The organism is Aminobacter sp. SR38 (assembly GCF_014843375.1).
Lineage (GTDB): Bacteria > Pseudomonadota > Alphaproteobacteria > Rhizobiales > Rhizobiaceae > Aminobacter > Aminobacter ciceronei.
Window position 1 is genome coordinate 2,875,643 of record NZ_CP062112.1, and the last position, 14,250, is coordinate 2,889,892.

Below are 14,250 nucleotides of genomic sequence, written 5' to 3' on the forward strand. Positions count from 1 at the left end.
CAATTGAGCCTATTTTCGTGACAGCTAAGGTGCAACTCCAAATGTTGTGCAACGCACATCAAAATCTGCTGCATCCTGAGGCGGATAGGCGCTTTTCTGGCGTTGCCGACCATGTTCGGTGGTCAAGTCAACGTTGCCGCGGGCGACAGCATCCTCGCCCAGGATTTTCGTGATCTTGAATTCATCGTCGTCGACCTTACTGGCCAGAAGGAGCTGTTCGACAGAGCCGCCCGCCGCGATCCCCGCATCCCTGGCGATCCATCCGACCAACATCAGCACTGCCGCCATGGCCAACCTCGGCATCGAGGCGCCCCCCACCGACATCATCGTAAGACTCGACGCCAACGCCATTTCCGAGCCGGCTCATGTCGGTCGCCTGGTGGCGGCGCTCGATGAAGATCCCGAGCTCAGGCTGGTCGGTAGCGCCGTGATGTTGACCGCCGACTGTGCGTGGACGATCCCGTTCCATTGTCCGTTCCATCATTGGACCACCATCGCCCTTCGCGCGCTAACGACGCCGAAGACCGGCGCCGGCTCCGCAAGAGCATCGTTGCCCGCATGCTCGCCATTCCTCCGGACGGAGCGTCGGACAAGCTCGCGCCTAATGCGCGATGCTTGCCACTCGCCCCGGGCCGAACAGAGGAGGCTGCGATGAAGCGACTGGCGCGCCCGTTCAGGCGCCGCCGGCCATATGCGTTTCCGCTACACGATGAATCGAATGGCGCGCTGGATCTCGAAGAAATCACTGGCGCGGAAGCGCAATGTGCGCGGCGCCGGATGCTCGACGCCGGGATACCAGCTGGCGCGATAGGCTTCGTGCGGGTTGGTGTATTCGACCACCAGCTCGAAACTGTCGGCGAGTTTCGGCAGGCAGGATTTGAGGTCGCGCGACAGCGCTTCCTCGACGCCGGCGCGGATCGCAGCGACCGAGGCTTTTGGGGTCAGCGATCTTGTGGCCGGGCCAAACCCCTCGCTCGTCGCAACCGTGCCGATGCGCGGCACCAGAAGCTTGGCTTCCGCGCACATGCCGGCATCGCCTGACAGGAACACCGACGGCACCCCATAACGCGCCGCACAAAGCGCATTGAGCGTGTATTCGGATGCCACCTCGCCATTGATCAGGAGCCGCGATACGGTGCCGGTCAGCGTATGCGCCAGCGGATTGGTGTCGGTGCCAGCCTTGTTGTGATAGCCGGTGTAAAGCGCCGCCGAAAAGCTGTCGTCGATGCCGAACATCATCATATCCGGGTGACCGCTCCAATCCCTGACGATCGTGACATAGGCCGGCAGCTTCGACAGGATCAGGTTGCGCCCGGTGGAATGCGCGTCCTTGACCAGCACTTCCTTCGCGCCGGCAGCCTTGGCGCCCTCGCAGGCCGCCACCAGCTCGTCGGTCATGTATTCGCGGAATTCTTCGTAGGCGGCATGTCCCTTGCGGGCCTCGTCCCACACGGTAATGCCGGCGGTGCCTTCGATGTCGGCGCTGATGAACACCTTCATGATCGTAATCCTCGGTTCTAGAGAAGCTCAGCCATCGACCGCAGCAGCCGGTCGATCTGGTCGGGAGAATGCTCGGAAAACACCGCCAGCCGCATGCTCGGCACATCTGACGCGTCGGAATAGCCGCCCGGCTGCTGGACCCTGACGATGATGTCGCGCTCGGCAAGACGATCGCGCAGGAGTTCGAGGTCGGTGACGCCCTTGATGGTGACGATCGGCACCGGCGTGTCGGCGACCTCGAAGCCGAGGCCGCGCAGGCCGCTGCGCATCCGGCTGACATTGCGGGACAGCCTGGAACGCCTGTCCGTCGTCTGCAGGATCCGCAACGACGCTGCGGCGGCGGCAGCCAATCCGGGCGGTGCGGGTGAGGCGCCGCGCATGATCATCGCGTTGCGGGTGATCTTTTCGGCCAATATCGCGTCGCCGGGAACGACCCCGCCCAGCGCACCAAACGCCTTGCTCATCGTGCCGGCGAGGAAGTTGCCCTCGCCTTCGAGCCCGGCATGCTGCAGCGACCCGCGCCCGGTCTCGCCGAGCACGCCGACACCGTGGGAATCGTCGATGCACAGCAACGCGCCGTCGTAAGGTGCCATCGCCTGCCTGAAGTCGTTGAGCGGCGCCAACCGGCCGGAGGACGGAAACACCCCGTCAGTCAGCACGGCCGGCCTCTGCCCGACCCCGACATGCAGCGCCAGTTGCTCTGCCAGGTCATTGGCATCGCCATGGCGGAACTCATGCACCGGCTTGCCCAGCGTCGGGATCGCGTCGCGGGTGCTGTAATGCGTCGCGGCATCGATGAAGACGAGGTCGAAATCCTCACGCAGCCCCTGCAGCAGCACCATCGGGCTGGTGTAGCCCGATATCATGTAGACGACCTCCTCGGTGCCGAACCACTGGCGCAGCCGCTCCTGCAAATCGGCATAGACCTGCATGTGAGCCAGCGTGCCCGGCCCCATGCCATACTGCCTGGTGGCAGCGCAGGCCGCCTCGATCACCTCGGGGTGGCCGTGCAGGCAGAAATAGGAGGTGCCGCAGTAATAGTCGACCTCGCGCCCGGCGATGACCATGCGGGAGCCGATCGGCGACTCCATCTTGAAAGGTGCGGTCATGCTGCTGCTCAGGCCGCCTCCGCCCGGGACAAGGGGCGCCGCTCGAGAAACATCGGCCCGACGCGGATGCCGCGCCTGCCGTGATCGTCGACGGCGTCGAGCTCCAGGATTTCGTCCTCATAAAGCTTGCCATGCATGCGGAAGCGCCCTTCGCCCACCGGCTCGCAGCTGTGGGTGCAGAAATACTCGATCAGGCATTTCAGCCCGCCATGGCTGTAGCTGAGATAGGTGATGTTGAAGTCTGGGCCGTACTCGCCGAGATGCGGCTCGATCTCCTCCGGCACCGTCTCGTCGACGGGCGCTTCGATGCGCGTCCAGCTCGCGTCCTTCCATACCAGCTTGCCCGGTTCGGGAAAGGACAGGTTCATGTGCGCATAGCCGGCGCCACGGCCATAGATACGGCCGTCGATGACGAAATCCTTGCCGGCGACGGGTCGGATCTGCAGCGGCACGCCGTCACCCATCAGATAGAGCTTGCCGTCCTTCGCCTTGACCTCGACGACCTCCTGCGTGGCGTCGTCGCTATAGTGGCCGGGCAGGGTCCTGAACTGCTCCTCGGCGATGACGGGCGGACGCTGCAGGCGCTGCAACGGCTTGCCCATCTTGCGCTCTGCAAGGGCTATGCGCAGACCATCGACGCCGAGGCGTGAGGCGATCTGGTTGGCGAAATCGAGCGTCGCGAACATCAGCACGCCGATGCCGGCACCGGGCAGGATCAGCATGTGCGAGGCATAGCCATAGACCGCGCCGCCATGGCCGACCGACTCCCAGCCGTCGACCTCGCCGGCGCCGTAGCACAGGCCATATCCGGCCATCGACTTGTCAAGGCTGTCGGGGCGTTTGCCGAATGGCGCCCACATCTCGCGCAGCGAGGCCGGCGAGATGATCGAGTTGCCCTCGGCGTTGAAGCCGCCGCGCAGCAGGCACTGGACGTAGCGCGCCATGTCGCCGGTCGTGGAGAAGATGTTGCCTGCCGGCGAGCCGCCGAGGCTGAACACCGGCGCCGGCGTGTCGCCGTCCAAAGTCCACATATCGGCCGGCGCCAAGCGTTCGCGGATGCCTGAAGCCATGCCGCAGGACGACTGGTTCATGCCGAGCGGCTTCATGATGTTTTCTGAGACATAGTCGGAATAGCTCTGGCCGGTCACCACCTCGATGACCCGCCCGACCACGGCGATGCCGGCATTGGAGTAGTGCATGATGCCGATGCTCGGATCCTGCTTCAGCGTCGAGCTGGCGAGCTCATTGACCGTATCCGCGAGCGGCGGCCGGGTGGCGTCGAGATAGTGGCCGCTCTTCGGCTCGCGCACCAGACCGGAGGTGTGCGTCATCAGCTTGCGCAGGCTGATCACCGAACCATGCGGACCACCCTCGGCGCCGGCGAACGGGTTGATCGGATGGAAGCCAGGCAGGTAGGTCGAAACGTCCACATCGATGTCGACGAGCCCCTTCTCGACAAGCTGCATCGTCGCCAGCGAGGTGAAGGTCTTGGTGATCGAACCGATGCGGAAGCAGGTGTCTTCGCGCATGTCGAAATGGCGGTCACTCCGCTGGATGTGCCCCTCAGCCAGCACGCCGTCGCGGTCGACGAGTGCATAGGAGATCGACGGGATCGCCTTGTCCTCGACCTCGTAGCGGATCAGGTCCTCGAACAGCTCGATCGATGCGGCGGACAGGGAAGGCATGGCAAATGCTCCTTGAGCTGAAAAGATGGGGGAAATTTCAGTGGGAATGGCGGGGGTCGAGCATGTCGCGCAACGCGTCGCCGACAAGGTTCCACGACAGCACGAACAGGAAGACGGCAGCACCTGGGAAGGCAAGCGTGTACCAGAACTGGAACGGGTTGCCGGGCTGGCCGACGATCCAGTTGCGCGAATAGGCGATGAACTGGCCCCAGTCGGCATAACCTTCCTCGGTGCCGACACCGAGGAAGCTGAGCGCGGACGCCGACAGCACCATCGAGCCGGTGGCCATGGTCGCCAGCACCAGCACCGGGAACATGGCATTGGGCAGGATGTGCAGCACGATCAGCCTGAGGTCGCTGGCGCCATAGGCGCGCGCCGCGTGGATGTAGTCCATCTCGCGGATTCTGAGGATCTCGCTGCGCACGATGCGGGCGTAGCTCATCCAGCCGAAGGTTGTCAGCGCGATGGTGATCGGCCAGATGCCCTTGCCGAGCAGTGCGGTCAGCACCATTGCGGCGATCAGGAACGGTACAGCCATGAACACGTCGACGATGCGCATCAGCACCTCTTCGACCAGCCCACCATAATAGGCGGCGACAGCACCGATCACCGTGCCGATCAGCACCGAGATGGCAACGACGCCGAGGCCGATCTTGAAGGCGGTGCGGGTGCCCCACACGACGCCGTAGAAGATGTCGTACTGGCCTTGCGTGGTGCCGAACAACGCATCACGCGACGGCGGCATCGGCGTCGCCAGAAAGCCGGCGCGCGGCGTGTCGTAGGGCGACAGCTGGAAGCTCTGCGGCGGCGCCAGCATCGGCGCAAAGATGGCAATCAGCACGAAGGCCAGAAGGATCACGACGCCGAGCAGCGACACCGGATTGCGCGCGAGGTAGCGAAGAAACTTCATTGCGTCTTCACCCTCGGATCGAGCAGCGGATAGATCAGGTCGACGATCAGGTTCATCAGCACCAAGACGACCGCGAAATAGAGGCCGAAGCCGAGAACCGCCGGGAAGTCGAGATTGGCCGCGGTCTTGGCGGCGAACTGGCCGAGCCCGGCATAGTCGAAGATGGTCTCGGTGATGACGACGCCGCCCATCATGACGGCAAGCTCCATGCCGGCGATGGTCGCCACCGGCAAAAGCGCGTTGCGCCGGGCGTGCTTGAGTTCGACCACGCGGCGCGGCAGGCCCTTGGCGCGGGCGGTGCGGACATAATCCTGACGCAGCGTCTCCAGCATCGAGGTACGCATCACCCGCGTCATCGAGGCGACGTTGACATAGGTCAGCGTGATGACAGGGGCTGCCAGGTGGCGCAGCGAATCGACGAAGATCGCCCAGTTGCCGTTCAGGATCGAATCGACGGTGTTGGCGCCGGTGTAGCGGACGAAATCGCCGGAGCTGACGGTCGTCTGTGCCCACTGGCTGAGCCGGCCGGGCGGGAACCAGTCGAGCGCCGAGTAGAACACCAGAAGCATCAGCAGGCCGAAGACATAGACCGGAAACGACCAGCCCAGGATGGTGAAGATGCGGATGACGTGGTCGGGCCAGCGGTTGAGGTGGATGCCGGCGCGGGAACCCAGGAATACCGCGAGCAGCAGGCACGGAATGAACGCCAGCACTACCAGTTCCAGCGTTGCCGGAAAGAGCGACATCAGCGCCGTCGACACCGGCTGGCGGGCCGTTTCCGACCAGCCGAGATTGCCGGTCAGCACGCCGCCGATCCAGCGGCCATACTGGATGTAGAAGGGATCGTTCAACCCGTACTGCTCGATCATCCGGCGGATGCTTTCCTGGCCACCCTTGAGGTAGTCGGGCGACGGCGCATAGGCCGCCAGGCGCTGCGTCGGCGATAGCGACATCTGCAGCGCAAAGATCATCAACGACAGCGCGAACAGGACGATGGGCAGCATCATCAGTCGTCTGAGGGCGTAGGTCAGCACGGGTGCACGGGTTCCGGTTTCGGGGAAAACAAGCCATACGCCGGGCGAAGGGGATCGCCCGGCGTATTGGCCGCCAATCAGTTGTTGGCCTTGGTCACCGGGTAGAAGTCCCAGGCACCGTAGAGGATCATGTTGTCGACATAGCCGTCGATGTTGCTGCGGGTGACGACGTAGCCGAAGTCCTCCCACAGGAACTGCGTGGTGGCGTATTCGTAAGACATGTCCTGCAGCTTGGCGTAGATCGGCTCACGCACGGCCGGGTCGTTCGAGGCCCAGGCCTCATCGAGCAGCGGCTTGAACTTCTCCGCCATCAGGTCGCGGTAGCCCTGGCCGACCATGCCGCCGACGAGGCCGGTGGGCGAGAGGTAATAGGATGCCGCACCGAGCGGGCCGCCCGGATCGGAATAGTCGGGACCCCAGCCCATCACCGTCAGCGGCGCCGCCGGCTTTTCGCGGTTGTTGAGCTTGTCAGAGACGGACGCCCAAGGCAGTGCCTGGATCTGCATCTTGAACTTCGGGTTGATGCGCGACAGGCCCATCTGCAGCGCCGACAGGGCTGCCGTCAGCTGCGGATTGCCCTCGGTCACGTAGGCGGTGAAGGTGAAACCGACGTCCCACAGCTTGCCGCCAAAGGCCTTCTTGAAGTGCTCCTCGGCCTTGGCAGGGTCGTAGCTGTAGATGGGTGAATCCGGGCGGTAGCCCATGATGCCGCGCACCGTCGGCCCACGCGACTGCACCGTCTTGCCGAGCAGCACCTGGTTGATCAGCGCGTCGTAGTTCTGGGCGTAATTGAAGCCCTTGCGGACATCGATGTCGGCGAAGAAGTCAGGCGGGATGCCTTGACCGTCCAGCTTGCCGCTGCCGATCGCCGGGTTGTCGTTGTCGTCGAGCGGCCAGGCGAAAAAGATGCCGCGCGAGAACACCTTCTGCAAGCCGTCAATGACCTTGACGCCTTCGGTCTTGCTGAGCTCGTCGATGAACTCGACGGGAGCCGCGACGAAATCAGCATCGCCCGACAAGAGCTGCAGGCGCCGCGTCGTCCATTCCGGCACTGTGCGCATGACCACGCGCTCCAGCTTGGCCGGGCCCTGGAAGTAGTTGTCGAAGCGCTTCAGCGTGATGCGGCGGTCGGTGCGGTCCCATTCCTCGAGCATGAACGGACCGGTGCCGTTTTCCTCGGCGAACAGCGGATTGGCGCCGAGCTCCGGGCGATAGTGCGCCTTCCAGTTGTCGCCCGAACCGTCCCAGCCGCCGACCGAGGCGACCCATTCCTTGTCCAGGATCGAGGTACCAAAGGGCAACGCGATGACGCCGAGCGTCGCCGGGAACGACTTCGGCAGCTTGAGCGTGACGTTGTCGCCGTCGACGACGATCTGCTCCGACAGCTGGTCATAGACCTTGCGCAGCGTCTCGGGGCTGGCCTCGGCGAAGGTCTTGACCTTGCCTTCCGTCTCCACCCACTTGGCGATGTCGGTGTATTTGCCCGCCGTGATCACCTCGGTAATCGCGTTCGACATCCAGGACTGGCCCTGCAGGATGGCGCGCAGCAGCGAATAGCGCACGTCATCGGGCGTGATCTGGCCGTAGCCCGGCTCGATCGCCGCCTTCTGGGCGTCGGTCAGCTGGTCGTAATACTCCCAGGTGATCTTGCCGTCGGCGCCCTTGACGCCGACCTTGTGGGCAAAGACGCCCTTGCGGATCGGGAAGGTGTAGCTCACCGAACCGTCGTCGCCCTGCTTGATCAGGCCGTTTTCCAGCGACGGCACCTCCGTCGACAGCGACGGTACGAACTCGGAAATCTTCGAACCGTTGAAGTTGAGCAGGCGGCTGTAGATGTTCAGCGCGCCATAGGAGCTTGGCGTGTTGGCAATGTAGGCCGGATCGAACGACTGGATGTCGTCGGTCCACATGAAGACGAATGTGCCGGGGTTCTTTGTCTCGGCCATGACAGGCGCAGCCGTGACGGCAAGCCCCATGCCCATAGCCAACGCTAAGGCTAGTTTCATCATCGTTCCCTTCTGATGGCGGAGGAAGTTTTCTTCTTCTCGTTACGGAAAGGCTAGAAGAGCGCTTGCCGGTCTGTCCAATGTGTAGATAGGATGGACTATGCAAAACACGCATGAGGGCCGGCATGGAACTGCAATGGCTTGAAGATTTCCTGGAAATAGCCGCGACACGCAATTTCTCGACCGCCGCCACTGCGCGCAACATTTCGCAGCCGGCCTTCAGCCGTCGCATCAAATCGCTGGAAAGCTGGATCGGCGCCGACCTCATCGACCGCAGCACCTATCCGGTGCAGCTGACCCGGGCGGGCAACATGTTCCTGCCCGGCTGCCAGCGGCTGGTGCGCGAGGCCTACCGGTTGCGCACCGACTGCCGCAATGTCGCCGGTGAAAGCTCGGCAATGCTGACCTTCACCTCGCTGCACACGCTGGCGATGTACTTTTTTCCGAAGTGGATCAGCTCGCCGCTGATTTCGCGCATGCCGCTGCGCACCAGCATGCACGCGGCCGATTTTCTCGAAAGCGTCGACCATCTGTGCTCGGGGCAGTGCGACTTCTGCATCACCTATGTTCATCCCGACGGCCCGCCCGTTCTTGAAGGCGGACCTTTTGAATCGTTGCAGATCGGCAAGGACAGGCTTGTTCTGGTCTCGGGTACCGACGAAAACGGCCGCGCCCTGTTCGACATCGACGTGCCCGAAAGCACCGAGATTCCTTACCTCGCCTACTCCTGGAGCGACGGCTACATCGGCAAGCTGGCGACGCTGGTACAGTCGCGCTGGCGCCGCCCGCTCAATCTCAGCACCGTCTACCAGTCGGCGCTTGCCGACGGCCTGAAGCACATGGCGGTCGCCGGGCGCGGCGTCGCCTGGCTGCCGCAGATCTGCGTCGCCGAAGCGATGAAGCAGGGCCAGCTCGTCCAGATCGGCGGCCAGCAGATGGCGCTGGAAATGGAGATCCGCATTTTCCGGCGCGCCGGCGCGGGCAGCCATGACGGCGACGCCCTATGGCAGCATCTCAAGGAATGCGCCGAACTGCCCCAGTACCGAAGCAGTCTCGATGCCACGCTGGACGCCGCCTGACCGATCGGGATGCCCCGAATGGCTGGTCAGGCTTGCTATGCGAAGACAGGCGATACGATGCGTGATGCGCATAGTTTCGGCCGACCCAATTGCGGCGCCTTGATTTCACTGGCTTTTGCGCCGGCGCGTCACGTCACCAGCCAGACATGACCGCTCCAGGGCGGGCCACTACCCCCTGCCCGCCTATTGACAGGACGCGGCGCCGTTGCGTTCGATGCCCCGACACGACATCTCGTCGTTGAAACCGGGTCCATGCGCCGATGATCCCTGCCAAGTCCGCCCCACCCGAACTGCCCGACGATGTCGTCCTGTCGGTTGAGGATCTCGAAGTCTCCTTCGCTGTCCGCTCCCGCGCACCGTTCCGCGCCGTGCGCGGCATCTCCTTCACCATCTCGCGCGGCGAGACGGTGGCGCTGGTCGGCGAGTCCGGCTCGGGCAAGTCGGTGACGGCAATGACGATCATGCGGCTGACCGAATATGATGGTGCCGCCATCACCGGCGGACGGGTGCTGATGCGCCTCAAGGACGGCAAGGTCGCCGACCTCGCCAAGCTCTCCGAAAAGCGCGTCGAGGCACTCAGGGGCGCCGAAATTTCGATCGTCTTCCAGGATCCGATGTCGAGCCTGAACCCGGTCTTCACCGTCGGCGACCAGATCGCCGAGGCCGTCGTCCACCATCAGGGCAAGACACCGGAGCAGGCGCGCCAGATCGCGCTCAACACGCTCAAGCTGGTGCGCGTACCCGATGCCGAACGCCGCCTCGACCAGTATCCGCACCAGCTCTCCGGCGGCATGCGCCAGCGCGTGATGATCGCCATCGCGCTCGCGTGCCGGCCGTCGCTGATGATCCTCGACGAGCCGACAACGGCGCTCGACGTGACCATCCAGGCGCAGATCCTCGATCTTGTTCGCGCCTTGCAGCAGGAGATCGGCATGTCGGTATTGTTCATCACCCATGACATGGGCGTCGTCGCCGAGGTCGCCGACCGGGTCTGCATCATGCTGAAGGGAGAGATCGTCGAGACGGGAACCGTCTACGACGTCTTCGCCAAGCCCAGGCACGCCTATACGCGCGCGCTGATCTCGGCAGTGCCGCGCCTCGGCAGCATGGCCGACAAGGACGCGCCCGAAAAGTTCCCGCTCTTGGTGTTCGAACCGGAGCGCCAGCTCGCCGAGGCAGGCAAATGAACGCATCCTCCCCAATGAAAGAGGTTGGCCGGCCGCTGGTCGAAGTGCGCAACCTGGTCACCCGCTTCGACCTCAAGACCGGCCTGTTCGGCCATGTCTCCGGCCGCGTCCATGCCGTTGAAAACGTCTCCTTCGACATCTTCCCGGGCGAGACACTGGCGCTGGTCGGCGAGTCGGGCTGCGGCAAGTCCACCGTCGCGCGCTCGATCATGCAGCTCGACAAGCCACGCTCCGGCTCGATCCGCTTCGACGGCGTCGAACTTGTCGGCGCGCCGCGGCAAGTCGTGGCGAAGTTTCGGCGCCAGGCCCAGATGGTCTTCCAGGACCCGTTCTCCTCGCTCAATCCGCGCATGACCATCGAGCAGTCGCTGATCGATCCGATGCGGGTGCACAAGCTCGGCTCGCTCGAGACCATGCGCGCCCGTGCCGCCGAGCTGATGGCCAAGGTCGAGCTCGCGCCGGAGCTGCTGGAACGTTACCCGCACGCCTTCTCCGGCGGCCAGCGCCAGCGCATCTGCATTGCCCGCGCCCTTGCCCTCCGCCCGCGCCTGATCGTCGCCGACGAGGCGGTCGCCTCGCTTGACGTCACCATCCAGGCACAGGTCATCAACCTTTTGATGGACTTGCAGCGCGACATGCAGATCGCGCTTTTGTTCATCAGCCACGACATGGCCGTGGTCGAGCGCATCGCCCACCGGGTCGCAGTGATGTATCTCGGCGAGATCGTCGAGATCGGCGACCGCCGCTCGATCTTCGGCAACCCACAGCACCCCTACACGCGCAAGCTTTTGTCGACGGTGCCGATCGCCGATCCGACGCGCCGTCCGGAAGGACGAGTGCCAATGTCGGACGAAATCCCGAGCGCCATGCGCGCACCCGACTTCGTGCCCGTCGAGCTGCCGATGCACCAGATCTCATCCACCCACTACGTAAGACAGGTGGCCGCGGGCTGACGACTGCCTTATCAAGCATTCCCTATTTCAAATCAGAGCATTCTCAACATGACCCCTTCGAACGTGTCGTTGGCGGCCGCCCCTGCGTCCGCCAACACAAGCCCCGACATTGCCGCATCCCAGGCGCAGCTGAAGATCGACGGCCTTAGGCGCCCGGCAGCGGCGGAACGGCCGACACCCTATGTCGAGGTCGACGAGACGCGCTTGGCCCGCAATATGCAGGCGATGCAGGCCCGCGCCGATGCTGCAGGGCTCGTCATGTTCCCGCACGTCAAGACGCACAAGAGCATCGACCTGGCGAAGCGGCAGCTGGCGCTTGGCGCCCGTGGCATCACCGCCTCCAAGCCAAGCGAGGCACTGGTCTTCGTCGAGGCCGGCATCCCCTCGATCATCGTCGCCTATCCGATCGTCAATGCCGGTTCGCTCGACCGCCTGCTGCCGACGGTGAAGGCGCACGGCACCGAACTGCGCACGATTGCCGCCAGCGAAATGGGCGTCGACGCGCTCTCCACCGCTGCCGTGCGCCACGGCGTCGACATCGGCGTCTTCCTCAAGGTCGATGTCGGTCTCGGTCGCGTCGGCCTCAAGCCGAACGATCCGGCGGCGATCGCTGTCTGCCAAAAGATCGCCGCAGCACCCGGCCTGCATTTCGCCGGCCTGCTGTCGCATGCCGGCCATTCCTATGCCGCTACCGATCCCGAAAACCTCGCCGCGGTTGCCCGCACCGAGGCTGCAGCACTGACCGGCCTCGCCGCCATGCTGAAGGGCCTGAGCATCGATGTACCCTGCCTGTCGGTCGGGGCGACGCCGACCTGTCTCGGCGCGCCGCTGCAGGCAGTCGACTGCATCCGCCCCGGCAACTACGTCTTCCTCGACGGCACCGCCCTCCGCCTCGGCATCTGCAGTGCCGACGATCTGGCACTTTCGGTGGTGGCTCGTGTCGTTGCCGCCAACGACACACATTTCATCATCGATGCCGGCTCCAAGACGATGAGCTCCGACCGTGGCGCCCATGGCATGGGGGGCAACGGCTTCGGCATCGTCATCGGCGCCGAAGCCGGCAGCGGCGCCGGCGTGTGGACGCTCGAACGCATGTCGGAGGAGCACGGCTTCGTACCCGCGGGAGGTCGCACCCTGCCGCTCGACAGCCGCGTCAGGGTGTTCCCCAATCACTCCTGCGCCACCATCGCCAATTTCGACAGTTTTGTCCTCCGCCGCGACGAGGGCGAAGCGCTGACGCTGCCGGTCAACGCCCGCAGCTGCCAGACCTGAGCGGACGCGCGAGCGCTCACCTGGGCACCTGGTTCCAATCTCCGGCCGGGCTTGTTACTCTTGCCCGATGAAGGCAATTGCTCTTGCTTCAGCGAGGACCGCACTGTTCCTCGCCCTGGCCGCCACGGCCGGCTGCGTATCCGGGCCAGGCTCGGTCGGACCAGTCGATCCGCTGAAATACGACGCCATGGCCTGTGCTGAACTCGATGTCGTCATGGGCACCACGGCTGCAAGCATTTCGCGCACCGCGATCGGCCGCGGCACCGTCGGCCAGTGGAACGTTCCGGCATGGGCGCCGGGCGGCACCAAGGCCATCACTGCCATCCAGGACCGGCAGACGACCAGGATCGACGGCCTGCGCCAGGAGCAGATCGCCATCGACTCGGTCAGGAAACGCAAGTGTCGCTAGGCGCATTCCGCACAACAGGCCGGCACTGACCAAAGCCATCGGCTCGACGGCGTCAGGGGTTGCCTTGGGAAGGCGCACCTGCGTCCGCGCATCGTTCGCCATCCCCGGCGCATCACCTGCGGCATCGAAAAAACGGTATCGCCCACGCCTCTCACATCTGGCTAATGTCAGAAAAATAACACTCTTGATTCAATTTCAGAAAACTGTCAGTCTGATTTGCGGGAGGAGACGTGATGAGCGGAACGGTACGCCAGCGATTGACGGACAGCCTGCAGAACGGCGCGGGGGCGAGCCGCGCCATCGCCACCTACATGTTGGCCAATCTCAGCGAACTGCCGTTCGAAACCGCGATGACCGTCGCCGAAAAAGTCGGCGTCAGCGAACTGACGGTCGGGCGTTTCTGCCGCTCGATCGGCTACCAGCACTTCAAGGACCTCAAGGCCGACCTCAAGGTCGATGTCTCGGACAGCCCGTGGCTGATCGGCGACCGGCTGCGCGAGTTCCAAGCGAGCACCCGCGAAGGTGGCGGCGACCTGGCAAGGAGCCTCGAGCTCGAACTCGCCGCCACCGTTCGGGCCTATGAGCTGGTTCGGACGCCGCAATGGTCGGCCGTGGTCAAGCGCCTTGCGACAGTGAACAACGTCTTCATCGCCGGGTTCCAAAGCGAGCGCGGTATCGCCGCGACAATGGCCCACCTGCTTCAGTATGTCAGGGACGGCGTGCATCTCGTCGACCATTCCTCGGGCATTTTTTCCGAGGTGCTGCTCGCCGACCCGAAAGCCTCGGCGCTCGTCATGTTCGACGCGCGCCGCTATTCCCGCCAGGCTGCGCTCCTGGCGCAAAGGTCCCGCGACGCCGGCATGCCGGTGACACTCGTCACCGACCTGTTCTGCGACTGGGCGCATGACTGCACCACAGAGGTCTTTGCAGTACCTTCGGAGATCAACCTGTTCTGGGACACCAACGGGCCGATGCTGACGCTCGTCCACCTGATGGTCAATGGCATCATCGGCGAGCTCGGGCCCGAGGTCGAGCAACGGCTCGACCGGATGTCCGGTCTCTATGGCGATTTCGTCGGACACGCCGGCCGCAAGACGTAGCACCGA

Annotated in this window: 12 protein-coding genes and 1 pseudogene; 6 read left to right on the top strand and 7 right to left on the bottom strand. The window is 64.2% G+C overall.

The genetic code is table 11. The annotated features are described in order from the left end of the window. Window positions 1–24: 24 nt before the first annotated feature. Window positions 25–288 (bottom strand): hypothetical protein, encoded by a 264-nt coding sequence (locus IG197_RS14010; RefSeq protein WP_192312659.1) that lies wholly within the window; start codon window positions 286–288, stop codon window positions 25–27. Between IG197_RS14010 and IG197_RS14015 the strand changes: the two genes are divergently transcribed. After that, entirely contained in the window at window positions 287–655 is a 369-nt protein-coding gene (locus tag IG197_RS14015; RefSeq protein WP_192312661.1) for a hypothetical protein, read from the top strand. The genes IG197_RS14010 and IG197_RS14015 overlap by 2 nt on opposite strands. 47 nt (window positions 656–702) lie before the next feature. On the opposite strand, the gene IG197_RS14020 is transcribed toward IG197_RS14015, so the two are convergent. The 6 genes from IG197_RS14020 to IG197_RS14045 all read right to left on the bottom strand — a co-directional run bounded on the left by IG197_RS14020 (window position 703) and on the right by IG197_RS14045 (window position 8,247). Continuing rightward, complete coding sequence (locus tag IG197_RS14020) at window positions 703–1,500, bottom strand: M55 family metallopeptidase (RefSeq protein WP_192312663.1); 798 nt, start codon at window positions 1,498–1,500, stop codon at window positions 703–705. Window positions 1,501–1,517: 17 nt separating this feature from the next. After that, window positions 1,518–2,609, bottom strand: coding sequence for a pyridoxal phosphate-dependent aminotransferase family protein (locus tag IG197_RS14025; RefSeq protein WP_192312664.1), 1,092 nt, complete (start codon window positions 2,607–2,609; stop codon window positions 1,518–1,520). Between the two features lie 8 nt (window positions 2,610–2,617). Beyond that, window positions 2,618–4,294 carry a serine hydrolase gene (locus IG197_RS14030; RefSeq protein ID WP_192312667.1) on the bottom strand — a complete coding sequence of 559 codons (1,677 nt, stop codon included), beginning with the start codon at window positions 4,292–4,294 and terminating at the stop codon, window positions 2,618–2,620. Window positions 4,295–4,331: 37 nt separating this feature from the next. Next, window positions 4,332–5,204, bottom strand: a complete 873-nt coding sequence (locus IG197_RS14035) for an ABC transporter permease (RefSeq protein WP_067955573.1) — start codon at window positions 5,202–5,204, stop codon at window positions 4,332–4,334. Next, on the bottom strand, window positions 5,201–6,238 hold the full coding sequence (locus IG197_RS14040; protein WP_246765150.1) for an ABC transporter permease: 1,038 nt from the start codon (window positions 6,236–6,238) through the stop codon (window positions 5,201–5,203). The genes IG197_RS14035 and IG197_RS14040 overlap by 4 nt, the downstream gene beginning before the upstream one ends. A gap of 77 nt (window positions 6,239–6,315) precedes the next feature. Next, on the bottom strand, window positions 6,316–8,247 hold the full coding sequence (locus IG197_RS14045) for an ABC transporter substrate-binding protein (protein WP_246765151.1): 1,932 nt from the start codon (window positions 8,245–8,247) through the stop codon (window positions 6,316–6,318). Between the two features lie 122 nt (window positions 8,248–8,369). Here IG197_RS14045 and IG197_RS14050 point away from each other — a divergent pair, with 122 nt between their 5' ends. From IG197_RS14050 to IG197_RS14075, 5 genes and pseudogenes are all read left to right on the top strand, one after another. After that, the gene (locus IG197_RS14050) at window positions 8,370–9,323 is read left to right on the top strand and encodes a LysR family transcriptional regulator (protein ID WP_067965860.1); all 954 of its coding nucleotides are present in this window, start codon (window positions 8,370–8,372) and stop codon (window positions 9,321–9,323) included. A 260-nt stretch (window positions 9,324–9,583) separates the two neighbouring features. After that, window positions 9,584–11,463 (top strand): annotated as a pseudogene (locus IG197_RS36815) (ABC transporter ATP-binding protein). A gap of 48 nt (window positions 11,464–11,511) precedes the next feature. Further along, on the top strand, window positions 11,512–12,735 hold the full coding sequence (locus tag IG197_RS14065; protein WP_192312669.1) for an alanine racemase: 1,224 nt from the start codon (window positions 11,512–11,514) through the stop codon (window positions 12,733–12,735). A gap of 67 nt (window positions 12,736–12,802) precedes the next feature. After that, window positions 12,803–13,144, top strand: coding sequence for a hypothetical protein (locus IG197_RS14070; protein WP_192312670.1), 342 nt, complete (start codon window positions 12,803–12,805; stop codon window positions 13,142–13,144). Window positions 13,145–13,377: 233 nt separating this feature from the next. Continuing rightward, the gene (locus tag IG197_RS14075) at window positions 13,378–14,244 is read left to right on the top strand and encodes a MurR/RpiR family transcriptional regulator (protein ID WP_192312671.1); all 867 of its coding nucleotides are present in this window, start codon (window positions 13,378–13,380) and stop codon (window positions 14,242–14,244) included. Window positions 14,245–14,250 lie beyond the last annotated feature (6 nt).